Source organism: Roseateles sp. GW821-FHT02E12, assembly GCF_059421665.1.
Map to the genome: position 1 here is coordinate 220,032 of NZ_JBWKVK010000003.1, position 25,109 is coordinate 245,140.

17 protein-coding genes are annotated in these 25,109 nt (G+C 68.1%); 5 read left to right on the forward strand and 12 right to left on the reverse strand.

Translation table 11 applies throughout. The annotated features are described in order from the left end of the window. Positions 1 to 239: 239 nt before the first annotated feature. Together AC07V5_RS19000 and AC07V5_RS19005 are read left to right on the forward strand one after the other, a co-directional pair. Entirely contained in the window at positions 240 to 2,744 is a 2,505-nt protein-coding gene (locus tag AC07V5_RS19000) for a glycoside hydrolase family 2 protein (protein ID WP_495117273.1), read from the forward strand. Positions 2,745 to 2,903: 159 nt separating this feature from the next. After that, positions 2,904 to 5,981, forward strand: coding sequence for a TonB-dependent receptor (locus AC07V5_RS19005; protein ID WP_495117274.1), 3,078 nt, complete (start codon positions 2,904 to 2,906; stop codon positions 5,979 to 5,981). A gap of 119 nt (positions 5,982 to 6,100) precedes the next feature. On the opposite strand, the gene AC07V5_RS19010 is transcribed toward AC07V5_RS19005, so the two are convergent. The 8 genes from AC07V5_RS19010 to AC07V5_RS19045 form a co-directional block, all read right to left on the reverse strand. Beyond that, positions 6,101 to 7,414 (reverse strand): mannitol dehydrogenase family protein, encoded by a 1,314-nt coding sequence (locus tag AC07V5_RS19010; protein ID WP_495117275.1) that lies wholly within the window; start codon positions 7,412 to 7,414, stop codon positions 6,101 to 6,103. Further along, entirely contained in the window at positions 7,414 to 8,700 is a 1,287-nt protein-coding gene (locus AC07V5_RS19015; protein WP_495117276.1) for a spinster family MFS transporter, read from the reverse strand. The genes AC07V5_RS19010 and AC07V5_RS19015 overlap by 1 nt, the downstream gene beginning before the upstream one ends. Positions 8,701 to 8,714: 14 nt before the next feature. Next, positions 8,715 to 9,560, reverse strand: a complete 846-nt coding sequence (locus AC07V5_RS19020) for an alpha/beta hydrolase (RefSeq protein WP_495117277.1) — start codon at positions 9,558 to 9,560, stop codon at positions 8,715 to 8,717. Continuing rightward, the gene (locus AC07V5_RS19025) at positions 9,557 to 10,429 is read right to left on the reverse strand and encodes an alpha/beta fold hydrolase (protein ID WP_495117278.1); all 873 of its coding nucleotides are present in this window, start codon (positions 10,427 to 10,429) and stop codon (positions 9,557 to 9,559) included. The genes AC07V5_RS19020 and AC07V5_RS19025 overlap by 4 nt, the downstream gene beginning before the upstream one ends. Further along, positions 10,429 to 11,385: an alpha/beta fold hydrolase gene (locus AC07V5_RS19030; protein WP_495117279.1), complete on the reverse strand. Its 957-nt coding sequence runs from the start codon at positions 11,383 to 11,385 to the stop codon at positions 10,429 to 10,431. The genes AC07V5_RS19025 and AC07V5_RS19030 overlap by 1 nt, the downstream gene beginning before the upstream one ends. A gap of 4 nt (positions 11,386 to 11,389) precedes the next feature. Beyond that, complete coding sequence (locus AC07V5_RS19035; protein ID WP_495117280.1) at positions 11,390 to 13,639, reverse strand: TonB-dependent receptor; 2,250 nt, start codon at positions 13,637 to 13,639, stop codon at positions 11,390 to 11,392. A gap of 75 nt (positions 13,640 to 13,714) precedes the next feature. Beyond that, positions 13,715 to 15,112 (reverse strand): FAD-binding oxidoreductase, encoded by a 1,398-nt coding sequence (locus tag AC07V5_RS19040; RefSeq protein WP_495117281.1) that lies wholly within the window; start codon positions 15,110 to 15,112, stop codon positions 13,715 to 13,717. 11 nt (positions 15,113 to 15,123) lie between these two features. Then, positions 15,124 to 15,855, reverse strand: a complete 732-nt coding sequence (locus AC07V5_RS19045) for a FadR/GntR family transcriptional regulator (RefSeq protein WP_495117282.1) — start codon at positions 15,853 to 15,855, stop codon at positions 15,124 to 15,126. Between the two features lie 180 nt (positions 15,856 to 16,035). Here AC07V5_RS19045 and AC07V5_RS19050 point away from each other — a divergent pair, with 180 nt between their 5' ends. Continuing rightward, positions 16,036 to 16,794 (forward strand): alpha/beta fold hydrolase, encoded by a 759-nt coding sequence (locus AC07V5_RS19050; protein WP_495117283.1) that lies wholly within the window; start codon positions 16,036 to 16,038, stop codon positions 16,792 to 16,794. A 132-nt stretch (positions 16,795 to 16,926) separates the two neighbouring features. Here AC07V5_RS19050 and AC07V5_RS19055 read toward each other — a convergent pair whose 3' ends face one another. The 4 genes from AC07V5_RS19055 to AC07V5_RS19070 are packed head-to-tail and all read right to left on the reverse strand — an operon-like array spanning position 16,927 to position 22,340. Beyond that, the gene (locus AC07V5_RS19055) at positions 16,927 to 18,462 is read right to left on the reverse strand and encodes a tryptophan halogenase family protein (RefSeq protein ID WP_495117284.1); all 1,536 of its coding nucleotides are present in this window, start codon (positions 18,460 to 18,462) and stop codon (positions 16,927 to 16,929) included. A 57-nt stretch (positions 18,463 to 18,519) separates the two neighbouring features. Next, positions 18,520 to 20,013 carry a tryptophan halogenase family protein gene (locus AC07V5_RS19060; protein WP_495117285.1) on the reverse strand — a complete coding sequence of 498 codons (1,494 nt, stop codon included), beginning with the start codon at positions 20,011 to 20,013 and terminating at the stop codon, positions 18,520 to 18,522. A 4-nt stretch (positions 20,014 to 20,017) separates the two neighbouring features. Then, on the reverse strand, positions 20,018 to 21,406 hold the full coding sequence (locus AC07V5_RS19065; RefSeq protein WP_495117286.1) for a GH1 family beta-glucosidase: 1,389 nt from the start codon (positions 21,404 to 21,406) through the stop codon (positions 20,018 to 20,020). A gap of 10 nt (positions 21,407 to 21,416) precedes the next feature. After that, on the reverse strand, positions 21,417 to 22,340 hold the full coding sequence (locus AC07V5_RS19070; protein ID WP_495117287.1) for a PfkB family carbohydrate kinase: 924 nt from the start codon (positions 22,338 to 22,340) through the stop codon (positions 21,417 to 21,419). 158 nt (positions 22,341 to 22,498) lie between these two features. Between AC07V5_RS19070 and AC07V5_RS19075 the strand changes: the two genes are divergently transcribed. Further along, the gene (locus AC07V5_RS19075; protein WP_495117288.1) at positions 22,499 to 23,539 is read left to right on the forward strand and encodes a LacI family DNA-binding transcriptional regulator; all 1,041 of its coding nucleotides are present in this window, start codon (positions 22,499 to 22,501) and stop codon (positions 23,537 to 23,539) included. Positions 23,540 to 23,629: 90 nt separating this feature from the next. Then, positions 23,630 to 25,096 (forward strand): MFS transporter, encoded by a 1,467-nt coding sequence (locus tag AC07V5_RS19080; protein ID WP_495117289.1) that lies wholly within the window; start codon positions 23,630 to 23,632, stop codon positions 25,094 to 25,096. Positions 25,097 to 25,109 lie beyond the last annotated feature (13 nt).

Consider the following 25,109-nt stretch of genomic DNA (forward strand, 5'->3'; position numbering starts at 1 on the left):
TGCGTGGCCGTGTTGACTGTCTCATCCAGAAAACATCAGGAAATTCCCCGAGTGCTAGCGCTGTCGTAGAGAAACAGAATGCGCAACAAAACAATGTTTAGCTTTGCTTGTGGCGAAGCAGGAGACAAACCGCAGCCAGCGTGATGGTGCGGTGCAGGAGCTGACGGTGCGTGACACCGGACAGCTTGGGGTCTCCCGCCGCGGGCAGATGTGCAACGCAACTGCAACGACTCCGACACGTGAGCTCTGAACGACTGATCGATCTGCATGACGGCTGGCAGCTGGCCGAGGCGCCCGAGGGCCTGGACGCGCCCGCGCTGCTGGCCCTGCCTGCCGATGCCTGGCTGCCGGCCACCGTGCCCGGCACGGCTTACGGTGCGCTGCTGGCCGCCGGCCGCATCCCCGACCCTTTCTACGGCCGCAACGAGGCCGACGTGCGCTGGGTGGGCGAGCGCCGCTGGGTCTGGCGGCTGGGCTTCGACGTCGGTGGCGAACTCGCGGCGCACGAGGAGCTGGTCTTCGAGGGCCTGGACACCTATTGCACGGTCTGGTTGAACGGCGTGCGGCTGCTTGAGTCCGACAACATGTTCGTGCCACGCCGCGTGGACGTGCGCGAGCTGCTGAAGCCCGGCCGCAACGAGCTTTTGCTGTGCTTCGAGCCGGCGCTGGCCAGCGCCCGTGCGGCCGAGGCCGTGCATGGCAAGCGCCAGCTGTGGAACGGCGACAGTGCCCGCCTGCATGCCCGCAAGGCGCAGTACCACTTCGGTTGGGACTGGGGCCCTGAACTGATCGTCAGCGGCCCGTGGCGCGCGGTGCGCCGGCACAGCTGGTCGGCGCGCATCGCCGAGCTGCAGTGCCGCAGCGAGGTGGATGTGCCCGGCCGGCGGGCGACGCTTCAGGTCTCGGCGCAATCGGCTGGCGCCGCTGGCCTGCGCTGCGCCTTCGAGCTGCTGGACCCGCAGGGCCACAGCGTGGCCGAGCAGACCGTGCCTGCCGAAGCGGCGCATGCGACGCTTAATGTGGCCGAGGCCCATCTGTGGTGGCCTCTTGGCCTCGGGGAGCAGCCGCTCTACACGCTGGTCGCGCGGCTGCTGGACGGCGAGCGCGTGCTGGCCGAAGACAGCCGCCGCATTGGCTTGCGCACGCTGCGCCTCGTGCAGGCACCCATTGAAGGCGAGGCAGGCAGCAGTTTCCACTTCGAGGTCAACGGCCAGGGCCTTTTCGCCGGTGGCGCGAACTGGATTCCCGACGACAACCTGCTGGAGCGCATCACGCCGGCGCGTTACCGCGAGCGCGTGGCCCAAGCCGCAGCCGCCAATATGAACATGCTGCGCGTCTGGGGCGGCGGCATCTACGAACACGAGGCCTTCTACGAAGCGTGCGACGAGATGGGCCTGCTGGTGTGGCAGGACTTCATGTTCGCCTGCGGCATCTACCCGGCCAATGAAGGCTTCCTCGCCAGCGTGCGCGCCGAAGCCGAAGCCGCGGTGAAGCGCCTGCGCCACCACGCGTGCATAGCGCTCTGGTGCGGCAACAACGAGGACTACATGATTGCGGAGTCGGTCGGCCTGGCCGGCCCCGGCGTGCCGGCCGAGCGCTTCGAGGCGCGCGCGATCTACGAGGGCTTGCTGCCCGAGGTCTGCGCGGCGCTGGACCCCGACTGCACCTACTGGCCGGGCAGCCCCTTCACGCCGGGCGATGGGGCCAAGTCCTCCGACGCGACCATCGGCGACCGCCACAGCTGGGAGGTCTGGCACCAGCAGATGCTGCCCTACCAGCGCTACGGCGACGTGCAGGCGCGCTTCGTCAGCGAGTTCGGCATGCAGTCGCATCCGTCGCTGGCGCTGCTCGAGTCGGTGCTGCCCGAGGCCGAGCGCTTTCCCGAGAGCCGCACCGTGCAGTGGCACAACAAGGCCGGCTCGGCTGCTGGGCCGGACGGGCACCGGCGCCTGTCGGTCTACCTGGCCGACAACCTGCGCGTGGGCGGCACGCTGGCCGAGCACGTCTACGCGACGCAGTTCGTGCAGGCCGAGGCCATGCGCGTGGCCTACCAGGACTTCCGCCGCCGCTGGCAGAAGCCGGGCGCGCGGGCCGTGGGCGGTGCGCTGGTCTGGCAGCTGAACGACTGCTGGCCGGTGACGAGCTGGGCGCTGATCGATTCGTCCGGCACGGTCAAGCCGGCTTGGCATGCGGTGCGCCGCGCGCTGGCGCCGTTGGCCGTCGCCGTGCGGCTGGAGGCGGGGCAGGCTCGGCTGGCCGTCATGAACGGCGGCGCGGCCAAGGCTGTGGTGAGTCTGCAACTGCGCGTGTTCGCGATGGACGGGCGTTTGCTGGCCGAGGCCGGTGTGGCGCAGGAGGCGCCTGCTTCATCCACGGTAGAGACGACGCAGGCGCTGCCGAATTTCGACGAGCCCGTTGTCGCCGAGCTTTGCGCGCTGGACCCGCAGGACGGCCGCGAACTGGCGCGCGATTGCGCCTGGACCGAACCCTTCAAGTTCTACCGGCTGGCCGGTGCGCGCCTCTCCATCGAGGCGGATGGCCAGGCGCTGCGCCTGAGTTGCGACCGGCCGGTCAAGGGGCTGTGGCTCCAGCACGAGGGCTTGGCGCTGGCCGACAACTTCATCGACCTGGTGCCGGGTATCGAGCGTCGGGTCGAATCTTGGATAGCGCTACCAATCGCTCTAAATATGGTCGCTCTGGAGCTTCCGGCCCAGCAGGTCTCTTTGAGAAGTCGAGGAGGTTGATGCCAACGTGAATGCGTATATCCCCTATCCCTGATTGTCCCGATGTTGGACAAGACGATTGTTGGTAGCGTTACCAAATACCTGCGGCACTAAAGCCAGCAGGACCGACACGAAGCCCGCAAAAGGGCTGGATGTTTCCCACCAAAGAGGAGCAATAGGATGAGACATTTCAAGCGGACAACGCTGTCGCTGGCGGCGGTTCAGGCCTTGGTCTGGGCAGCGACGCCAGCGCTGGCGCAGAACACACCAGCGCCCGCCGCGGCAGCAGCGCCGGCGGCAAATGGGCCACAGGCCCTCGAAACGGTTGTCGTTTCCGGGCGCCGCGCAGCGCTCGCATCGGCACAGAAACTCAAACAGGACTCAGACGAGATCGTCGACTCGGTCGTGGCCGACGAGATCGGCAAACTGCCCGATCGCTCGGTGTCCGAGGTGCTGCAGCGCATCGTCGGCGCGACCATGTCGCGCGTGTCGTCCTCCAACGACCCGGTGCACTTCTCGGTCGAAGGTTCGGGCATCAACATCCGTGGCCTGACCTACGTCAGCTCGACGCTGAATGGCCGCGAGACCTTCAGCGCCAACCAGGGCCGCACCCTGGGCTTCGAGGACGTGCCGCCCGAGCTGATGGCAGGCGTGGATGTCTACAAGAACCCTTCCGCCGAGCAGATCGAGGGCGCCATCGGTGGCCTCGTGAACCTGCGCACGGCCATGCCGTTCGACTTCCCCGGCTTCAAGGGCTCGATCTCGCTCGACGTCTCGCGCAACAGCCTGGCCAAGAAGAACAAGCCCAGCATCTCGGGCCTGCTGAGCAACACCTGGAACACCGACGCGGGCAAGTTCGGCGCCCTGATCGACGTGGCGCATTCGCTGAGCTCCAACCGCACCGACGGCCTGGTGCTGGACCCCTTCTACAAGGCCACGCCGACCGAGACGCACTGGTACTCGCGCGACATGTCGTGGAAGCAGCAGTTCTACGACCGCACGCGTGACGGCATCTACGGCGCACTGCAGTGGAAGAAGGACGACATCGAGTCGTCGCTGACCTTCTTCCGCTCCAAGTTCAAGTTCAACTGGAACGAGAACAACGTCAGCGCCCAGGTCGACCCCTACAACGTCGTCGTGCTGGACGGCGTCTACGACAGCAATGGCGTGATGACCAAGGGTGTGCTGACCGGCAAGAAGGACGCCAACGGCAACTACACGGGCCTGGAGGTCGAGAACCAGACGCGCTACTCCAAGCGCAACTCGCAGACCGATGAGCTGGCCTGGAAGATTGCCGGCAAGGTCAACGATCAGCTCACGCTGACGTCGGACTTCCAGTACATCCGCTCCAAGACCAACAACTTCGACTCGACGGTGGGCACCGCCGTGTCGCTGCCCAAGGAGACGGTGGACTACACCGGCTCCATGCCGCGCCTGGTGTTCGACGCCAGCGACATGGCCATCCTCAACGACCCCAGCAAGTACTACTGGGCCATGATGATGGACCACCTGGACAAGGGCAAAGGTACGCAGAAGTCCTGGAAGGGCGATGCGCGCTGGGTCTTCCGCGACAACAAGATCCTCAACGACCTGCGCGTGGGCGTGCGTATCGCCAAGCGTGATGCCGAGACCGTCAACAGCAACCCGAGCTACAACTGGGCGACCATCACCCACGCCTGGCAGGTGGGTTGGAACATCGGTGACCTGGCCTACATCACCAAGGCTCCTGACATCCCCACCTACAAGAACACCTACGGTGACTTCATGGGCGGTGGCAAGGCCAACCTCCCGTCGCTGTATTTCCCGGCGGCTTCGGTGGCGTTCGACTGGCCCAACAGCTACAACAAGCTGCACCAGCTCTACCTGAACGAGTGCCAGGCCTTCAAGCCGGGCTGGGATGGCGCGGGCTGCCCGCAGCAGGCCAACAGCATCCAGGGCGGCGGCGCCTGGCACCCCACCTCCTTCGGTACCGACCCGGCCGGCCGCAACACGCAAGCCGAGACCACCACGGCCGGCTATGCGCAGCTGCGCTTCTCCTTCGATGAGGTGGGTTTGCCCGTTGATGGCAATGTCGGGCTGCGCGCGGTGCACACCAAGAACCAGGCCGACGGCTACACCATCCTGACGACGCAGGCCGCTCCGGCCGGCGCGGTCGGCTTGGCCGTGCCGCCGCTGACGCCGTTCGCCAAGGAACAGAACTTCAACCAGAGCTTCACGGACTACCTGCCCAGCCTGAACCTGAAGTGGAAGGCCACGGCTGACGGTGCGCTGCAGTTCCGCTTTGCTGCGTCAAAGGCCCTGGCCCGCCCGCAGTTCAGCCAGATGCAGGGCTTCCTGCAGATGAACCAGACCATCGAGGTGGATGCGACCAGCGTGCCGCCCAACGTCAAGAAGGTCAACCTGACCGGCACGGCCAGCGGCAACCCCACGCTGAAGCCGATCCGATCGGACCAGGAGGACGTGACGGCCGAGTGGTACTTCGCGAAGAACGGCTCGGCGACGATGGCGCTCTTCAACAAGAACCTGAAGGACATCATCGTCAACCAGGCCTTCAACCGCACGGTCAACGACGCCAACGGCAAGCCGGTCAACTTCGTGTTGAACGGCCCGGTCAACGGTGCCAAGGGTTATGCGCGCGGCATGGAGTTCGCCTACCAGCAGTACTTCGAAGGCCTGCCTTCGCTGCTGCAGGGCATCGGCCTGCAGGCGAACTACACCTACGTGGACAGCAAGGTGAAGCGCTACAACGCCGTCTACACGGGCTATTGCTCGCCGGGTGCAGGCCAGGACAACCTGAACCTGTACATCAACGGCTGCGACACCGATGGCCGCTCCTTCGGGGACATGCCGCTGGACAACCTGTCGAAGAACACCTTCAACATCGCGCTGCTCTACGACCGTGGGCCGATCTCCGCGCGCATCGCCTACAACTACCGCGGCAAGTACCTCTACGGCGTGGCGCTGAACTCCGACAACACCGGCCCTAACCAGACCAATGCGCTGGACACCAACCCGGCGAGCGCCACCTACGGTCAGCATAACCTGCCCGTGGGCCTGCCGCTGTGGGCTGACGGCTATGGGCAGGTGGACGCGGGCCTGCACGTGAAGGTCGGCAACGACCTGTCGCTGGGTTTCGATGCCACCAACCTGACGAACAAGACGTACAAGCAGATCATGCAGCAGCACATCGGCATGATCGGCCACAACTACTTCACGTCAGGCCGCGGCTATCGGGTCAGCATGCAGTACAGCTTCTGATGAAGCCATGAGGCTGGGGTGACCTGGTCTCAACAAGAAGAAGGGCACCGCTTGCGGTGCCCTTTTGCCATCTGGACCTCAAGGAGAGGCAACCGCTGAGGCGCGGAGATTCGCGGTCGTCATGCCGCAAACGTCTCCTGCACATCCTGCATGGCTGCGCGCAAGGCGGCGACTAAACGTGCATCGCCGGCCAGCTCGCCCCACAGAGCTTCGACGGCGGCAAATGCCGACACCGGGTCGGCGGCGTCGCACAGGGCGTAGGCGGCGTGCGTGTCCATGCCCCGGTCCTCGTAGGGCTCATCGAGCTGGCCGCGGTGCCAGCGTTGCAGCACAGCCAGCATCAGCATCGGCAACAGGGCGCCGCTGGCAATGTCGGCGCCGGCCGCAAGGCGCTCGCGCAATGTCGGCACGATGAAGCCGGGCAGCTTGGCCCAGCTGTCGGCGATGACGCGGCGGCAGGTGTCCCCCAGCGCCGCGTTGCCGAACCGGGCCAGCACGCTGTCGCGGTAGGCGCCCAGATCCAGCGGGCTGCCCGCGGCGCTGGCGGCATGAAGGCAGGGGATCACCTGCTCCGTGATGTAGTCGTGAGCGATGCGCCGGATGCGCGGGTCGAGCGCGGCCTCGTGGATGAAGCGGTGGCCGCGCAGCGTGCCGGCCCAGGCGATGGCACTGTGGCCGGCGTTGAGGATGCGGATCTTGGCTTCCTCATGCGGGCCGACGTCGCCGACCATTTCCACGCCCACCTGCTCCCAGGCCGGGCGGCCGTTGCAGAAGTCCTCCTCGATCACCCATTGCAGCCAGCTCTCGGCCGTGACCGGTGCGGCGTCGTCATGGCCGGTGGCGGCGAGCACGCGCGCCCGCAGGGCCGGCGGCGTGCGTGGGGTGATGCGGTCGACCATGCTGCTCGGCCAGCTCGTGTTGTGCAGTACCCAGTCGCGCAGCGCCGCATCGTCGGCGAGAAAGGCCAGCAGGCCGGCACGCGCGACCCGGCCGTTGTGCCTCAGGTTGTCGCAGCACAGCAGGGTCAGCTTGCCTGCATCCAGGCGGCGGCGCTCGCGCAGGATGGCAGTCAGTGCCGGGTAGAGCGCGTTGCCGGGGCCACGCTCATAGCCGGCCTCCGTGACGGTGAAGGACACGATGCGCGTGTCCGGGCTCGCACCAAGCTCGATCAGGCGCGCGAGGCCGGGTTGGTAGGGCAGGACGGTGCGGATGGACTGCACGCGCTGGTACTGCGCCAGGCCGTCGGGCGCGATGCTTTCGACGGTGTAGCCGCCGGCCTGCGCGAGCAGCGCCGCCTCGACGGCTTCCTGCCCCGGGCAGATATTGCCGGCAGCGATATGCCAGCGCGTGTCCCCGCCGTCGATCAGGCGCTGCAGGAAGACGGCCTGGTGGGCGCGGTGGAAGGCGCCCAGGCCGAGGTGGAGGATTCGCATCAGCCGAGCTTGCGGATGCGGCGGCTCAGCAGCCAGAAGAACAGCACCGTCAGCCAGTTGACCATGGCCACCGACGTCATGGCCCAGCGCAGCCCCTCGGCGCCGGGCTTGCCGGCGGAGATCAGGTCGCTGATCGCGCCCACCACCAGCGGACCCAGGCCCTGGCCGAAGACCACGCCGGCCACGCTGACGATGGCCACGGCCGTGGCGCGGGCATCCGGCTTGACCAGGTCCTGCACGGTGGCGAACACCGGGCCGAGGATGGCGCCGGCCATGAGGAAGACGACGAAGAGCATCGCGAAGGCGACCAGCGGGTGGGGCGCGTGGAAGCTGCCCATGTAGAAGGGCATCACCGCGACCTGGATGCAGGCCGCAAAGCCCGCGCCCCAGGCCCGCGACCTGGCGCCGTACTTGACCGACAGCTGGCCGCCGGTGATGGAGCCGATGGCCGTGGCCACGCCCAGGCACAGGCCCAGGCCGCCGCCGACCTGCATGGGCGTCAGCGCAAAGGCCCGCTCGAAATAGCTGGGCAGCCAGGTCATCACCGCGGCGCCGGCCAGCGAGGTGGTGGCGAAGGCGCCGACCAGCAGCAGGAAGGCCTGCGGGTCGCCCAGTCGCTTGAGCACGCTCTCGCCCGCGACCTGCGGCGCCACGTCCACGCGGGCCGGTTCGCGCACGGTGAGGTGGAAGACAACCGAGAGCACCAGGCCCAGCACGCCCAGCACGATGAAGCCCGTGCGCCAGCCCACCGTCTGCACGAGGATGCCGCCACCCAGCAAGCCGCCCAGCATGCCGAGGTAGGTGAAGGCGCTGTGGATGCCGATGGCGCGGCCGCGCACTTCGCGGGGGTAGTAGTCGCCGATCATGGAGTGCGTTGCGGGAATGCAGCCCGCCTCGCCCACGCCGACGCCGATGCGCGCGGCGAGGATCTGCATGAAGTTCATGGCCATGCCGGAGGCCGCCGTCATCAGCGTCCAGGCCAGGAAGCTGATGCTGATGATCCACTTGCGGCTGCCGCGGTCGGCCCAGCGCGCCAGCGGCACGGAGGCGATGCCGCCGAGCAGCGCAAAGGCCAGGCCGGTGAGCAGGCCCAGCTCGGTGTCGGTGAGGCCGAACTCCTTCTTGATCGGCTCCATGAACATGGAGATGACGACCTTGTCCACGGCGCACATGAAGCCGACGACGGACAGCGCCGCCAGCACATAGGCGCGGTAGCGCGGGCTGACCTGTTCTGGGGCCAGGGCTTGCTCTTCAGCGGCGGCCGGGGTGGCGGTCAGGGTTTGCATCTTGATGTCCTTGCTCATTGGAAGAGCCAGCGCAGCGTGTCGAGCAGCAGGGCGCCGCCGTGCGCGAGGGAGTGGCCGCCGTCGCCGATGACGAGGCGGTGGGGAATGCCGCGGTAGGCCAGCGCGGCGGCCATGTCGCGGTTGGCGCTGGGCCAGTGGCCGAAGACGATGTCGAGATCGTGCTTGCCGGTCTGCAGGAAGACCTTCTTCAGCGTGCGCGTTGTGTCGCGGCGGACGCGGCTGGAGAGTTCATGGCCGCCGCGGATGTTGACGAAGCTGCCGCAGTGGCTGGCGACGCGATTGAAGAAGTCGGGGCGCTCCCAGGCCGCGTTGAGCGCGCAGTGGCCGCCGCTGGACAGGCCCACCAGCGCCCGGTCGGGGCCGAGCGTGAGGCCTTCGAGGGCATGGGGAATCAGCTCCTCGATCAGGAAGCGCGCGTAGTCCCCGCCGGGGCTGTCGTACTCGATGCTGCGATTGCCGGGGCCGCCGTAGATCGGCAGGCCGGGGCCGTCGGCGCCGGGCTCGACGAAGAGGGCGACGCAGGGCATGCCCAGCTGGTCGAGCACAGTGACCGCATTGGCCTCGGGGCCGAGGTAGCGCCCACCATCCAGGAAGACGATGAGAGCTTGTTCGCCTTGCGTGCCGGCAGATTGGTAGCGCTGGTAGCTGTGCGGCACGCCGGGATAGACCTTGCCGGGCGGGCAGACGCCGGCGGTGAGGGTGCCGCGCGGCACGTCGTCGCGCGGCTGCAGTGCCGTGTAGGGGCCGGGCGTAACGAGGCTGGCGGCGAAGCGCTCGGCATCCTGGGCCGACATGCCGGGCAGTTGCTGGAGGAGCTGGTCGGCGACTGTGTTGCTCATGGTGCCGTCACCTGCGCGGCGAACTCGTTGACCATCTCGGCAAACTGCTTGGGCGCGCGGATGCTGACGCCGTGGTCGGTGTGCTCGAAGTGGCGGATCTGCGGCGCGCGCGGCAGGCCGGCGACGAAGGCCGTCTCCTTGGCGATGGCGCGGACGTCGTCGCTGCCATTGACGATGAGGACGGGCTGGGTGATGGCGGCCAGGCGGCTCTTGAAGTCCTCGCCCATCAGCGAACGCACGGCCACGGGCACGATGCGGATGCTGCCGCCGGCGTCCAGCACCGGTTTCGTGTCTCCCGGCGCGAAGCCGAACTTGCCCATGGCCTTGGCCAGCACCGCCTGCTCGTCCGCGAAGGCCAGCAGCGTCTTTACCATGACGACGCTGCCGAAGTAGTTGAAGATTTCCGAGGGCTCGAAGTTGCCGCTGGAGCCACCGAGGACGAGGCCGCGCAATTGCGCTTGAGGGATGGCCGAGGCGGCGGCCATGGCGGTGTAGCCGCCCAGGGAATCGCCGACGAGGATGACCGGTGCGGGTGCGACGGCCTGGGCGGCCTGCTTGACGGCGGCAGTGGCGGCTTCCAGCGTGTAGGGCTCCGACAGGCGCGCGCCGTGGCCGGGCAGGTCCAGCGCGATGACGCGCCAGCGCGGGTCGAGCTCGCGGCGCACGGCGTCCCACATGCGGCCGTTGAGGCCGGCGCCGTGCAGCAGGATCAGCACCGGGCCGTCGCCGGCGGGTGCGGTGGCCAGCGGTGGATTCGCCATCGGCTTGCGGTGCTGCCATTGCCATTCGGCCGTGGCCACCATGGCGATGGCGGCAAGCAGCAGCAGGCCCACGAGGGCAAGCAGGACTTTGAACAGCTTCTTCAACATCAGCTTTCCATGAAGGTGCGCAGCGCGTCGGCCCAGAGATGGGCGTCGGCACCTGAGGCGAAGTGGCCCTTGTCGCTGTCGATGGGGAAGGCTTGCAAGCGCACCCCCGCAGCGGTGAGCGCGGGCGCGACTTGGGTGGCGATCTCGGGCGGGAAGACGGCGTCCGTGCGCGAATTGGCGATCAGCACGCGGGCCCTGATGTCCTTGAAGCTGGGGCGCGCGTCGAAGCTTTCGGCGGCCTGCATCAGCGTCACCAGCGACTCGGGCTCGAAGCCAAGCGCCCAGTCCTCGGCCATGCGCTGGATCTCGGCCGCGCGGGCCGCGGCGTCGGGCATGCGGGAGCTGAGTTCGGCGTCGACGCCGTAGCGGGTCAGCGTGGCCACGCGCATGGGGACGAGACCGGGCCGCATCTGCTCGCGCACGGCCTCGACATTGCCGGCGCCGGCGGGATGAAAGGGCGCGCTGACGGCGGCGGCGATGCGCTCGACGAACGCCGGGTATTGCACGGCCCATTGCCAGGCCTGGTAGCCGCCGAAGGAAGGCCCGATGGCCGCAGCCAGGCGCTTCACGCCGAGCGCGTCGAGCAGCTTCTTCTGCAGCGCGACGATGTCCTCGAGGGTGATGCGCGGGAAGCCCTCGCCATAGGCCAGTCCCGTGGCCGGGTCGACGCTGCCCGGGCCGGTCGAGCCATAGCAGGAGCCCAGCATGTTGGGCGCGACGATGAAATAGCGCCCGCTGTCGACGGGCTTGCCCGGCCCCACGAGTTCGCTCCACGAGCCTTCGGCCACGCTGGCGCCAGCGTCGAGCATGCTCGGGCCGGTCGTGTAGCCGTGCAGCACGAGCACGGCGTTCGTGCCCTCGGCATTGAGGGTGCCGAGCGTGCGGTAGGCCGTGACGGCCTCGCGCAGCACGGCACCGCTCGTGAGCGCGAAGTCGCTGACGCGATGGAGCTTCACGAGATCAGAACCGGTAGGAGGCCTCGACGCCGGTCGTGCGCGGCTGGATAACGCCCGCACCGTACGGGGCGGTGGGCGTGAACGGCGGCAGGCCGCGGTCGCCCAGCACGATGATGCCGTTGGCATCGGTCGCGTTCTTCACATAGGCGGAGAAGCGCCAGCTGGCGTTCTCCACGGCGGCGCTGAGGTTCAGCGTCGTGTAGGCCGGCAGGTCGATGTTGGGCTTGCCGCTGAAGTCGCTGCGACGCTTGCCGGTGTGGGCGACAGCGGCGCCCAGCGAGGCGGCCCAGTCGGCGGTCAGCGCGAACTTGTAGTCGGCCGCCAGCGAGGCGGTCACCTTGGGCACGAAAGGCATGGCGTCGCCGGTCCGGCCCAGCGGTGTGGTGGCGTTGACCATGACCTTGGTGGTGTCCTCGGTCAGGTGGGCATCGGTGTAGCCCACGGTGGCGCGCAGGCCCAGGCCGGCCAGCGGGTAGACAGCCAGCGTCGCCTCGGCGCCGCGGCTCACGGCCTTGCCGCCGTTGATCAGGAAGTTGGAGCCCGAGCGGTTGGTCTGGATCTGCACATCCTTCCAGTCGGTGTTGAAGACCGCCGCTTCGAAGGAGGCCTTGCCGCCTGCGAAGACGGTCTTCCAGCCCAGTTCGGCGCTGGTCAGCGAGTCGGCGCCGACTATTGGGGAGGCGCCGGTCACCGGCGTGGCGGCGCTGGGGCCGCCGGGGCGGTAGCCAGTGGCCAGGCGGGCGTAGATGGAGTTGCTGCTGTCGAGCTTGTAGCGGCCGGTCAGCAAATAGGTGGTCTTGCTGTTCTTGCTGTCCTGCAGCAGCGCCACGGGCGGGGTGAAGAGCAGGCCCGTGTAGAGCTGGTCGTAGTGCTGGCGATCCTGGCCCCAGCGCACGCCGGCTTGCACGTCGAACTGCTGCGTCACCGCATAGGTGGCGTTGGCGAAGACGGAGACTTCCTTGTAGTTGGTGTCGATGCGGGCCTTGGCCATGCCGTCCGGGTAGGGCACGGTGGTGCCGGGGATGACCACGGGCTTCACGGCGCCGGTGGCGGCGTCGAAGGTGTTCATGCCGGGCAGGCGGTTGGTGTTGTCTTCCTTGGTGAAGTACAGGCCCGCCTCGTAGTCGAGCTTGCCGGCCAGTGCGGTCGACTGGGCACGCAGCTCCTGCGCGAAGCGGCGCGTGTGGGTGCGCTGGTCGAACTGCACGTTCAGGCCGGGCTGAGCGGCGAGCAGGGCCAGCAGCGTGCCGTAGCTCAGCGACACGTCGCTGGTGGCCTGGGCGTCCAGGGTCTGCAAGGTGGTGGAGGAAACAAGCACCACGTCGCCGATCTGGCCGTTGACCGTCACGTTGCCGAGGTTGAGCTTGCGCTCGCCGAGCACGGGCACGCGGTTGTTGACCTTGTACTCGCCGCTGGTCGGCACCAGCGTCGTGCCGTTGACGTCCACCGAGTTGGTGCCGTCGGCTTCGAGGCGCTGGGTCAGGGCCTGGGCCTTGAGCTTCCAGTCGGGCGACAGCTTCCAGGCGAAGGCCAGGCGGGCGCCGCGGGTGCGCACCTCGTTGCTGTCCTCCTTGGGCGCCAGCGCGTTGACGTTGTCGATATAGCCGGGCTCCTTGCGCGAGAAGGCGGAGAAGCGCAGGCCCATGTCGCCGTTGCCCAGCGGCAGGTTGGCCATGGCGCGGGCGACGTAGCCGTTGCCCCCGTGGGCCACCGAGCCGACGCCCAGCGTGAGGCCACCGCCGGCACGCGTGAAGTCGGGATCGGCCGTCACATAGCGCAGCATGCCGCCAACGGCGCCGGAGCCGTAGAGCGTGCCTTGCGGGCCTTTCAGCACCTCGATGCGGCGCAGCTCGGCGGGGTCGATGTCGGGCACGAGGTTGGCGCCGCCGGTGTAGGCGTTGACCGAGCCGATGGGCGCTTCGTCGATGTAGATGGCCGTGGTGGCCGAGGACTGCGCCGCGCCGGTGGAGATGCCGCGCAGCGTGACCTGCATGTTGGCGCCATTGCTGGTGATGGACATGCCGGGCACCTGGGCCACGTAGTCCTCGAGCTTGGACAGGCCGCCCTTGGAGAGGCGCTCGGCGCTGACGGCGGTGACGGAGGCGGGCACATCAAGCGCCGCCTGCTCGCGCTTTTGCGCGGTGACGACGACCTTGTCGAGGGTTTCGTTCCGGTTGGCTTCCTCCGCGGCCTGGGCAGAGGCGGCGCAAGCGAGTGCGGCAGCGAAGGCGAGCGGGGTAAGAGGGCGGTTCATGGTTTGTCTCCGTTGTCTGGTGCTTGGTGGGTGGAGGGCCATGCGTCTGGGCGCACTGTCGTCGGCCCGGACGTTCTAGAAAATCTTGCCGGGGTTGAGGATTCCCTTGGGGTCCCAGGCGACCTTGATCGAGCGCATCAGGCCCACGACTTCGGGCCCGTACTGCGCGAGTAGCTTGGTCTTCTTGCCCATGCCGATGCCGTGCTCGCCGGTGCAGGTGCCGCCGGCGGCGAGCGCCCGCTCGACCATGGCGGCATAGACGCGGTCGACGGCGGTCTGCTCGGCCGGCTGGTCGGGCATGGGCATGAAGAGCACATGGAAATTGCCGTCGCCGACGTGGCCGAGGATGGGCGCGACCAGGCCCTCGGCATCGATGTGCTCGCGCGCGGCCTGGACCTGCTCTGCCAGGGCCGACATGGGCACGCAGACGTCGGCCACCACGCTGATGCAGCCGGGCTTGAGCGCCAGCGCGGCGAAGTAGGACTGATGGCGCGCCTTCCACAGCTGCGTGCGGTCCTCGGGCCGCGTGGCCCACTTGAACTCGATGCCGCCGTGGCTGGCCGCCACTTGTTGGGCCTGCTCAGCCTGTTCCTTGACCCCGGTCTCGCTGCCGTGGAATTCGAGGAAGAGCGTGGGCAGCTCGGTCAGGCCCAGCTTCGAATATTGGTTGCAGGCGCGTACCTGGTGCTCGTCGAGGAACTCGATGCGAGCGAAGGGCACGCCGCTCATGGACATCTCGGTCACGGCGTCCACCGCAGCGGCCAGCGTCGGGAACGCGCAGGCCGCCGCAGCCACCTCGACCGGCAGGGGATGCAGGCGCAGCGTGATCTCGGTGACGACGCCCAGCACGCCTTCGCTGCCGACCATCAGGTGCACGAGATCGAAGCCAGCCGAACTCTTGCGGGCCCGGGTGCCCAGGCGCACGAGGCGGCCGTCGGCGAGCGCCACTTCGAGCGACATGACGTTGTGGACCATGGAGCCGTAGCGCATGGTGGTCGTGCCCGAGGCGCGGGTGGAGACCATGCCGCCGATGGTGGCGTTGGCGCCGGGGTCGACCGGAAAGAAAAAGCCCGTGCCCTTGAGCTGCGCATTCAGCTCTTCGCGGGTGATGCCGGGCTGGACGACGCAATCGCCGTCTTCCAGGTGCACGTCCAGCAGCGCGTTCATGCGGCTCATGTCCACGCAGATGCCGCCGTGCGGCGCGCTCACATGGCCTTCGAGCGAGCTGCCAGCGCCGAAGGCGATGACGGGGACCGTGAGTTCGTGGCAGAGCGCGAGGATCTCGCAGACCTCGGCCTTGTTTTCGGGCCAGACCACGGCATCCGGCGCGAGGCTGGTAGCCAGGCCTTCGCCGCGGGCATGCTGCTCGCGCACCGGGCGAGAGACGCTGAGCCGGTCACCGAACAGGTTCCGCAGGCGTGAGACGGCCTGCTCGACGGCCTCTGGAGCCGTCAAGAAATCGGGGTGAAGCATGGGGTGCCCTGCTAGGTGCTGTTGTCCGGCCGCTGGCGCTGTACTTGCACCATGGCGAGATCGAAGTGGTACGACATGGCCGACTGCGCGCCCATGGGGTCGCCGGCGCAGATGCGCTCGACGACGGCTTCGTGCGCGTCGATGACGCGCTGGAGTTCGGATTCGCTGCGGGTCTCAGCCAGGTGCATGCGCGCAGAGGCTTCGACGGGCGTGCCCAGGGCGCCGAGCAGCAGGCTGTTGAGCGGGTTGCCGCTGGCGGCGGCAATCAGGTGATGGATGGCGGAGTCGCACTGCGCGCGGCGAACCGGGTCACGAATCGCGTCGCGCATCTGCGCGGCCAGGTCGCGCAGGCGCTGGCGCTGTTCGTCAGTGGCGTAGCGAGCGGCCAACTGGGCCGTCTGCAACTCGATCGCGCGGCGCGTTTCCAGCACATGGGCCAGGCTGACCTGGGCGGTGTTCAGCGCGTAGTCGAAGACCTGGGCCAGCACGCTCGCATCGACCAGGCGCAGCCGCGGCTTGCGCCCGCCCTCGATCTCCAGAATGCCCAGGGCCGCCAGCGTCCGGTAGGCCTCGCGCACGCTGCCGCGGCTGACCTGCAGGTCCAGGCCGATCTTGACCTCGCTTGGCACGGTGTCTCCGGGGCGCAGCTGCGCACTGTTGATCAGCGCGAGCAGGTGCCGGGCCACCTGGGCCGAAAGGGTCGGGCGCTCGATGGAGGACAGGGGAGACTGGGCGGAAATCATGGTCGGTTTTCCGGTGCGTGGGATGAAGCGTAGTCTCTCTTATCAAACATGTCCAACAGGTTTGATGAAATTCAGTGGAAACACTGAGAAAATACCAAGGCAGCCCCATGGTGATCGAACGGGCTTCACGACATTAGTTCATACATGTAGGATAGGTTTATCCCACTGAGAAGTCGCCGTATGAGCCCCGACCCAACCGCGCCGCCGGTGTTGCTCCTGATCCACGGGGCCACGATGAATGGTCAGATGTGGGCCCCCGTGCGCCGCCACCTCAACCCCGGCTTGCGCGTGCTTGCGCCAGACCTGCCCGGGCATGGCATGCGCCGGGGCGAGCGCTTCACTTTGGAGGGGGCGGTGGCGACGGTGGTGGAGGCGGCGCGTTCGGTGGCCGACTCACCCGTGGTGCTGGCCGGCGACTCGCTGGGCGGCTACACGGTGCTGGCCGCAGCTTCGGCCCTGCCGCGCTGGCAGCTGCGCGAACTGCTTGTCGGTGGCTGCACGGGGAATATCGAGGGCTTCGCGATGATGAGCCACTTCATCCCCAAGACCTGGCTGTTCAAGACGCTGCTTGCGCTGTTGGGCGAGGACAAGCTGGTCGCCAGCCTCTCGGGCAAGGTGCGCGCGATGCTGGCTGAGGCCGGCGTGGCGGCGGAGGATGCCGATGCCATCGTCAAGGCGGGGCTCTCGGCGAGCGTCTTCGAGCAGGCGGTGGCGGCTTTGCGCGGCGTGGACTTCAAAGCCAAGCTCGCCGCCATCGAACAGCCGGTGCTGCTGCTCAATGGCGACCAGGACAAGGTGATGGTTCGCCAGGAGGCGGCCTTCCTTGCCGTGGCGCGCAAGGGCGCGGTGCAGCGCTGGAACTGCCAGCACGGTGTGAGCCTCTTGCGCAGCCGCGAGTTCGCGACGCTGCTGGAGGCGGCGGCGGCGCGGGCCTCTTGAGCGGCAATCGTGATGGCAACGAGGTGCCGCCGCCGCCGTCGAGACAGTGGCCTCTCCCGCACTGAATCAGATGCCCACTTGCAGCCGAAGCACGCAACATTGGGGCCTTCGCACGCCAGGCGCGCTGCGTGATCAGACCGGCGCTGCCGGGCAGTAGCGCCGCACGAACTCTGCGTGGTCGGGCATCACGGCCACGCACTGCGCGATGGTGTCGGACACGCCCTTGAAGTAGGCCGCCGTCTCCTCCACGCCCTGCAGCTCGGCCAGCGCCAGCCAGCCCTTGGGGCGCAGGTTCTGGCCTTCCATCACCTCGAGCCAGCTGGGCTCGCGGAACAGGTCACCGCTCACGTCGGCGAGGCGCCCGCTGGAGGCATAGAGGGTCATGCGCCGGCGCAGGTTCTCGGGAATGGCCATGTTCGCGCAGGCCTGCCAGAACTCACTGTCGTCGCGCTGGTTCAGGTGGTAGTGCAGCACGATGAAGTCGCGCACGTATTCGTAGCGTTCGCGGCTCTGGCGGTTGTACTCGGCGATCTCGATGGCATCGAAGCCGCTGTGCGGGAAGGCCTCGATCAGCTTGGCCACGCCCATCTGGATCAGGTGCAGGGCCGTGGACTCCAGCGGCTCGACGAAGCCGGCCGACATGCCGATGGCGACGACGTTGCGCCGCCAGGCCTCCTGGCGCATGCCGGTACGGAACTTGATGATGCGCGGGTCGGCGAGCGGCTTGCCGTCGATGTTCTTGAGCAGCACGCCGGCAGCTTCGTCGTCGCTGACATGGCTGCTTGAATAGACATGGCCGTTGCCCACGCGGTGTTGCAGCGGGATGCGCCATTGCCAGCCCGCGCGGTGCGCGGTTGCCCGCGTGTAGGGCAGCAGCGGTGCGGTGCTTTCGCTGGGCACCGCCACGGCGCGGTCGCAGGGCAGCCAGTGGCTCCAGTCCTCGAAGCCGGTGCCCAGAGCCTTGTCGATCAGCAGGCCGAAGAAGCCCGAGCAGTCGAGGAAGAGATCGCCCTCCACCAGCTCGCCGCTTTCCATCTGCACGGCGCGCACATGGCCTGCGGTCGGCCCGGGCTCCTCGTTGAGTAGCACGCGCACCACCTTGCCTTCGGTGCGCCGCACGCCGCGCTGCTCGCTTAAGCGCCGCAGGTGCTTGGCGTACAGCGAGGCGTCGAAGTGATAGGCGTAGCCGAGTGCCGCCATCGGCGAGTTCTGCATCTCCGGCCGCGGCAGCATGAAGCGATTCGCCTTGGCCGCCATGTTGGAGATGACGTAGGCGTCCAGCGGCAGCGCGCGGCCCGCAGCACGCAGGCGCAGCCAGTACTGCGAGAAGTCCACCGGCCACAGCGCCTCGCGGCCCACGCCGCCGAAGCCGTGGAAATAGCGCTCACCCTGCCGGCCCCAGTTGACGAACTCGATGCCGAGCTTGAAGGTGCCTTGCGTGGCCTTCAGGAACTCGGCCTCGTCGATCTTGGCCAGGCCGTTGAACATGCGGATCGGCGGGATGGTGGCCTCGCCGACGCCGATGATGCCGATCTCGTCGGACTCGACGAGGCGGATCTCATAGGGTGGCTTCAGGACGGCGCTCAAGGCCGCAGCCGACATCCAGCCGGCGGCACCGCCGCCGACGATCACCACCCGCCGCAGCGGCTTGGCCCAGTTCTCCATCATGTCCCCGTCTTTGTTGCGTGCGAGTCTAGGGACGCGCACGCTTGTTCGGCATGGTCGCTATCCCGCAGCGCCACTCACCCGGGCGCGCAGATAGCTGTCGTGATCGGGCATGCGCGCCGCCAGCGCCGCGATGGCCTGGTGGCGCTCGGCCAGATAGCGGACCGCCAGCTCGGCCGGCATCTCGTCCGGCCAGGGGCTGCGCCGCCGCGGCCAGTCGCCCATGCCGGCGTGGATGGCCAGCCAGCTCGACGTGTCGAAGGCTTCGTTGTCGTAGGCGTGCAGGGTGCCGGTCTCGCGCCAGGCATGCAGCTTGTAGTCCAACGACTCGGGCAGCGGCATGCTCGTCAGCGTGCGCCAGAACTCGCTGTCGCGGCGCTCGCTCAAGGCGTAGTGCAGGATGATGAAGTCGCGGATGCGCTGGTACTGGCGCAGCTGCTGCACGTTGAAGCCGACAGCGGCCTCGGCGTGGTCGGCCTCGCCGAGCAGCGGGATGAGCCGGCCCAGCGCGTTGTGCACCATGAAGATGGCGGTGGACTCCAGCGGCTCCAGGAAGCCCGCGGCCAGGCCGATGGCGACGACGTTCTTGACCCAGAAGCGCTCGCGGTGGCCGGTGCGAAAGCGCAGCAGCCGTGGCTCGGCCAGTGGTGGCGCGTCGAGCTGGGCCAGCAGTTGCTCGCGGGCGCGGCTTTCGTCGATGAAGCGGCTGCTGAAGACATGGCCGTTGCCGGTGCGGTCTTGCAGCGGGATGCGCCAGGCCCAGCCGGCCTCCAGCGCCGTCGAGCGCGTGAACGGCGTCAGCTCAGCCGAAGTGCGTGCCGTGGGCACGGCCCAGGCGCGGTCGACCGGCAGCCAGTGGCCGTAGTCGACGAAGCGCTGCTCCAGCGTCTGGCCGATCAGCAGGGAGGCCAGGCCCGAGCAGTCGATGAAGAGATCGCCTTCGACCTCGCCTCCGTCGGCCAGGCGCAGTGCGCGCACGCGGCCGTCCTCGTGGCGGTCCGCGCCGACGACGCGGCCTTCGGTGCGCCGCGCGCCGCGGCCCTCGGCCAGGCGGCGCAGGAAGGCGGCGTAGAGCGTCGCGTCGAAGTGATAGGCATAGGTGTAGCGCGAGGCCAGGCCTTGGTCACCTTCGGCCGGCCGGCAGAAGCGGCCCTGGCTGGCCATGACGGTCGGCAGGCAGAACTCGCCGAGCGGCGTGCCGGGGGCGGCCTGCAGGCGGCGCAACTGGCCCCACAGCGCCATCGGCCCGTCGAGGTGGCCGAAGTCGCCGAAGGTGTGGAAGTAGTGCTCGCCGCGCTGCTTCCAGTCGCAGAACTGGATGCCCAGCTTGTAGCTGCCGCGTGTTGCAGCGAGGAAGTCGGCCTCGTCGATGCCGAGGATGTCGTTGAACTGGCGGATCGACGGGAAGGTGGCTTCACCCACGCCGATGATGCCGATCTCTTCGGACTCCACCAGCTCGACGGCGACACCGCGCAGTCCCGTCGTCAGCGCGGCCGCCGCCATCCAGCCGGCGGAGCCGCCGCCGAGGATGACAATGCGCCGAACCGCAGCCATGGCTTCAGCCCGCCGCAGCGCGTTCGCGCAGGAAGTCCGCGTAGGCTAGCGCGCTGCGCTTGAGCGTGCGCTGCTGGGTTTCGAAATCGACATGCACGAGGCCGAAGCGGCGCTCGTAGCCGAAGGCCCATTCGAAGTTGTCCATCAGCGACCAGATGAAGTAGCCGCGCACGTCCACGCCGTTGTCCATGGCCCGTGAGCATGCCGCGAAATGCTGCTTGATGTAGGCCTGGCGTTGCAGATCATCGATCTCGCCGGCGCTGACTTTGTCGTCGCTGGACATGCCGTTCTCGGTGACGTAGAGCGGCGGCAGGTTGGGGTAGTCGCGCTTGAAGGCCTCGAAGAGATCCTGCATGCCCTGCGGGCAGACCTCCCAGTCCATCGTCGTGCGCTCGACCTCGGGGTGGCGCACCCAGTCGATGGTGTCCGGGCCTTTGGAGCGCAGCACGGCACGGCTGTAGTAATTGATGCCGAGGTAATCGATGGGGCGGCTGATGATGTCCATGTCCCCAGGCAGCACCAAGGGCTCGCAGCCCTTCCAGTAGCGCCACAGGTCGGCCGGGTACTCGCCCTTGAGCAGCGGGTCCAGCACCCAGCGGTTCTGGTAGGTCTCGAAGAGGTGGGCGGCGTCGCGGTCCTCGGCCGTGTCGGCGTCGGCATAGCCCGGCGCGCAGTTGGCGACGATGCCCTGCAGGGCCTGCGGCGCGTTGGCGCGCAGCGCTGGCAGCGCCAGGCCGTGGCCCAGCAGCAGGTGATGCATGGCCTGGGCCGCCCAGCGCGGGTTCGCCAGGCCAGGGGCGTGGTGGCCGTCGCCGTAGCCGAGATAGGCGGAGCACCAGGGTTCGTTGTGCGTGGTCCAGGCGGCCACGTCACCATGGCCGGCCAACTCGCGGCTCATCAGGTCGGCGTAGTCGGCGAAGCGGTAGGCCGTCTCGCGGTTCAGCCAGCCACCCTTGTCTTCGAGGTGCTGGGGCAGGTCCCAGTGGTACAGCGTCACGAAGGCGCGGATGCCACGCTCGCCCAGGCCATCGAGCAGGCGTTTGTAGAAGTCGATGCCCTTCGCATTGGGGCGGCCAGCTTCGTCCATGACGCGTGGCCAGGCGAGGGAGAAGCGGTAGGCATCGACACCCAGGCGTTGCAGGATGTCCAGGTCTTGCTGCAGCAGGTGATAGTGGTCGCAGGCCACGGCGCCGTTCTCGCCGCGCAGCACCTTGCCGGGCGTGGCGCAGAAGCGGTCCCAGATCGATTCGAGCCGGCCATCCTCGTTGGCGGCGCCTTCGATCTGGTACGACGAAGTGCCCGCGCCGAAGATGAAACCGGGGCGGTGCATGGCCGAGCCTGCGGGCGGCGCGACGAGGTCGGCCAGGGAGGTGGGAGGCGGAGTCAGGTCCATGTCGGGCAGTTCAGGAGGAGAGAGGGAGCGCATGCAGGGCGGTGCGCCAGGGTTGCAGGGCCAGCGGGTCGGCCGGCAGGGGCCCGCGCACGCCACAGATGAAGGAGGCGTAGCGGTTGGCGAGGGACAGCGTGGCGGGCAGGTCGCGGCGCAGGGACAGGCCTGCGAGCAGCAGCGCCGTGAAGGCGTCGCCCGCGCCGACGGTGTCGATCACCTGCGGCTGGATGACGCCCGCGCCCTGGGCAAGCAGCACGCCGCCGGGTGCGTAGAAGCGCCAGCCACTGGCGCCGCAGGTCAGCACCAGCCGCTGCAGCGCGAAGCGCGCCATCACCGCGGAGGCACGGCCTGCGTCGTCGGCCGCGGCAGCGTCGAACCAGCCGGCCAGTTGAGCAAGCTCCTCGTCGTTGATCTTGACCCAGTCGGCCAGCATCAGCGACTCGGCGGCCAGCAGGCGGGCGTCGGTGCCGGGGCGCAGGTTCAGGTCCAGGAAGCGCGTGCCGGCGAAGGGTTTGACGAGGGCGCGCAGCGCCGTGCGCGCCACCGGGTGGCGCTGGGCCAGGCTGCCGAAATAGATCAACCCTGCATCCACGCCGGCCAGGTGCTGGCGGGCGGCGTTGGCGTCGAGGTGGTCCCAGGCGGCGTCGCCGTGGATCTCGAAGCGGTGGCCGCCGGCCTCCTCGTGCACGCTGACGCGGCCCGTCGCGTGCTGGGCGTCGCGCTGCAGGCCGGCGTCATCCAGGCCGTAGCGACGGGCGCTGTCGAGAACGAGGCGGCCGTTGTCGTCGTCTGCGCCGATGCGGCTGACGAAGAGGGCCGCCGCGCCGAGGCCAGCGATGGAGCGGGCCACGTTGAAGGGCGCGCCGCCCGCGACCGCGCCGTCATGGAATTCGTCGACGAGGGCTTCGCCAAGCACGGCGACAGAGGAGTGAGGCATGAGAAATATTCTATGCAACAAGAAATGTTTAGTGAACAATTGCCGACCTAGGTTTTGCCCCGGGGTCGGGACTTGGCCTTTCGCCCCAGGGAGGGCGGGACGGCGATGACACAATCGCCGCCGATGCGGGGTGCTAAACAACAGCTGGAGCTCGGGCAATGGCCGACAAAGGAGTGACGATTCGCGAGCTGGCCGAGGCCGCTGGTGTATCCATCGGGACGGTGTCGCGGGCGCTCAAGGGCCAGCCCGGCTTGTCGGAGCAGACCCGCGCCCAGGTGCTCAGCGTGGCCCAGCAGATGGGCTACGACGTGGGCAAGCTGCGCACCGGCAAGCCGCGCCGCATGCTGTTCCTGTACAGCCGCAGCATCGGCTCGCTGGCCAACAACCCCTTCTATTCCTACGTGCTGCACGGCGCCGAGATCGCCTGCCGCGAGGCCGGCGTGCCGCTGAGCATCATGTCCGTGCTGGCGGGTGACGACGTGGCCGGCCAGGTGCGCCGCCACGAGGCCGAAGCGCTGCTGGGCGCCGGTTATTTCGACCCGGAGGCCATGGAGGCCATCCGCCGCTGCGAGCTGCCGCTGGTGCTGGTGGATCACTTCTACCCGGGCGTGCGCTGCGTCAACGACGACAACCTGCAGGGCGCCTGGCTGGCAACGCGCCACCTGCTGGATGGCAATTCCCAGCGCATCGCCGCCATCTTCGGGCCGCTGGCGCATTACTCCACTTCGCTGCGCGCCAAGGGCTTCCGGCGTGCGCTGTTCGAGGCCGGCCGCCTGTTCGACCCGGACTACGAAGTCACGCTGGACCCGGCGCTGGAATACCGCGACGCCGGCCGCGACGCGATGCGCCGCCTGCTGGACCTGCCCGAGCCGCCCGACGCCGTCTTCGCCTACAACGACTCGACGGCCATCTTCGCCATCGAGCTCTGCCATGAGCGCGGCCTGCGCGTGCCCGAGGACATCCGCTTCATCGGCTACGACGACATCGAGGAAGCCGCGCGCAACAAGCCGCCGCTGTCCACCGTGAAGATGGACAAGGAGGCGCTGGGCAACGTGGCCGCCCGGGCCCTCATCGAAGGCGATATCGCGCCCAACGACGCTTCGCTGCCGGTGGAACTCGTCGTGCGCGAGAGCTCGCGTGTCGAGTCGGCAGTCGTCGCTGCGCCTGCCGTACGCAAGGGCAAGCGCCAGCCTGCCTAGGTGTTTCACCGCCTTTTGTTCGGGCGGCAGTCGAACAAAAATCACGCTGTTTACTAAAACGTGTCGCTTCAAGCGACCAAGGAGACAGACGTGCTTGCCGATCCCGATGGGGCCGCCGCGCCTTTGACGCCTCGCCCCTCCGCGGTGCCTGCGCCGGTTGCGGGCGACCGTGTGCCGATGCCGCAGAAGGTTGGCTATGGCCTGGGTTCCTTCCTCGACATGTGGGGCCACTGGCTCTACCAGTCGCTGGCCTTCCACGTCTTCAACGTCTTCCTGGGCGTGGCGCCGGGCCTGATCTCGACGGCCCTGGGCATCAAGATCTTTGTCGATGCCGTGTCCGACGCGATGTTCGGCTGGCTCTCGGACAACACGCGCTCGCGCTGGGGGCGCCGCCGGCCCTTCATCCTCGTCGGCGGCGTGCTGTCGGGCATCGGCCTGCCGCTGATGTTCGCGGTGGGCCGTGGCTGGACGGACAACGAGTACTTCGTCTTCATGCTCATCTCCACCTGCCTTTACGTGCCGGTGATGAGCTGCTTCAACATGCCCTGGAACAGCCTGGGTGCGGAGATGACGCCCGACTATCATGAGCGCACGCGCGTGATGTCGGTGAAGAACGCGATCCAGAAGATCCCCGAGCTGGCGATGTTCGTCGCCGCCCAGTTCACGACGCTGGCCTTCTTCTACGACGCCAACGGCAAGCCCGACATCCTGCTGGGCGCCCAGGTCTACACCAGCATCCTGGGCTGCATCATGATCGTCGTGTCGGTGGCGATCTTCCTGCTGACGCGCGAGCGCTATTACGAGAAGGTCGTTGCCCGCAGCACCCAGCGCGTGCCCTTCAAGGACACCCTCTACCGCACGCTGAAGAACCGCCCCTTCCGCCAGATGCTGGGCACCATGCTGGCCTACAACATGGCCACCGCCATGGTGGGGCTGCTGGGCTATTACGCGACGGTCTACTACGTGTGCGGCGGCAACGTCGTCGAGGCCACCAAGTGGAACTCCATGATGGGCGTGGCCGGCATGGGCTGCGGCCTGGTCGGCATCGCCTTCGCGGGCTGGGTGGCCAAGGCCTACGGCAAGCGCAACGCGCTGATGACCGTGCTGGTGCTGGGCATCTTCGCCTTCATCGGCGACTGGTTCTTCTACAACCCCAGCCTGCCTTGGCTGCAGCTCTTCGCCAGCGGCGGCGTGGCCTTCATCGGCGCGGGCTTCTGGACGATCTATGGCTCGGCCATGGCCGACGTCGTCGACCACGACGAGCTCGGCAGCCACCAGCGCCGCGAGGGTTCGTTCGCGGCCTGCGGCTCCTGGATCTCCAAGGTCGGCCTGGCGCTGGGCAACATGACATCGGGCTGGGTGCTGCAGTTCACGGGCTTCGATTCCAAGCTGCCGGTGCAGGGCGAGGACGCGATTTTCCTGATCCGCATCTTCCTGTCGGGCATCCCCATCTGCGGCCTGCTCGTCGCCCTCTTCATCGTGTCGCGCTACTTCCTGACGGAGCAACGCATGCACGAGATCCGCGCCGAGCTGGAAGCCCGCCGCGGCACCGTCTAACCCATCCTTCGGA

Excerpts from the sequence above, each read along its gene's own strand:
- AC07V5_RS19075 (WP_495117288.1), top strand. The coding sequence starts at position 22,499 with ATGGCCGACAAAGGAGTGACGATTCGCGAGCTGGCCGAGGCCGCTGGT.
- AC07V5_RS19040 (WP_495117281.1), bottom strand. The coding sequence starts at position 15,112 with ATGCTTCACCCCGATTTCTTGACGGCTCCAGAGGCCGTCGAGCAGGCC.
- AC07V5_RS19045 (WP_495117282.1), bottom strand. The coding sequence starts at position 15,855 with ATGATTTCCGCCCAGTCTCCCCTGTCCTCCATCGAGCGCCCGACCCTT.
- AC07V5_RS19070 (WP_495117287.1), bottom strand. The coding sequence starts at position 22,340 with ATGCCTCACTCCTCTGTCGCCGTGCTTGGCGAAGCCCTCGTCGACGAA.
- AC07V5_RS19005 (WP_495117274.1), top strand. The coding sequence starts at position 2,904 with ATGAGACATTTCAAGCGGACAACGCTGTCGCTGGCGGCGGTTCAGGCC.
- AC07V5_RS19055 (WP_495117284.1), bottom strand. The coding sequence starts at position 18,462 with ATGATGGAGAACTGGGCCAAGCCGCTGCGGCGGGTGGTGATCGTCGGC.
- AC07V5_RS19025 (WP_495117278.1), bottom strand. The coding sequence starts at position 10,429 with ATGTTGAAGAAGCTGTTCAAAGTCCTGCTTGCCCTCGTGGGCCTGCTG.
- AC07V5_RS19020 (WP_495117277.1), bottom strand. The coding sequence starts at position 9,560 with ATGAGCAACACAGTCGCCGACCAGCTCCTCCAGCAACTGCCCGGCATG.
- AC07V5_RS19050 (WP_495117283.1), top strand. The coding sequence starts at position 16,036 with ATGAGCCCCGACCCAACCGCGCCGCCGGTGTTGCTCCTGATCCACGGG.
- AC07V5_RS19065 (WP_495117286.1), bottom strand. The coding sequence starts at position 21,406 with ATGGACCTGACTCCGCCTCCCACCTCCCTGGCCGACCTCGTCGCGCCG.
- AC07V5_RS19010 (WP_495117275.1), bottom strand. The coding sequence starts at position 7,414 with ATGCGAATCCTCCACCTCGGCCTGGGCGCCTTCCACCGCGCCCACCAG.
- AC07V5_RS19060 (WP_495117285.1), bottom strand. The coding sequence starts at position 20,013 with ATGGCTGCGGTTCGGCGCATTGTCATCCTCGGCGGCGGCTCCGCCGGC.
- AC07V5_RS19035 (WP_495117280.1), bottom strand. The coding sequence starts at position 13,639 with ATGAACCGCCCTCTTACCCCGCTCGCCTTCGCTGCCGCACTCGCTTGC.
- AC07V5_RS19015 (WP_495117276.1), bottom strand. The coding sequence starts at position 8,700 with ATGCAAACCCTGACCGCCACCCCGGCCGCCGCTGAAGAGCAAGCCCTG.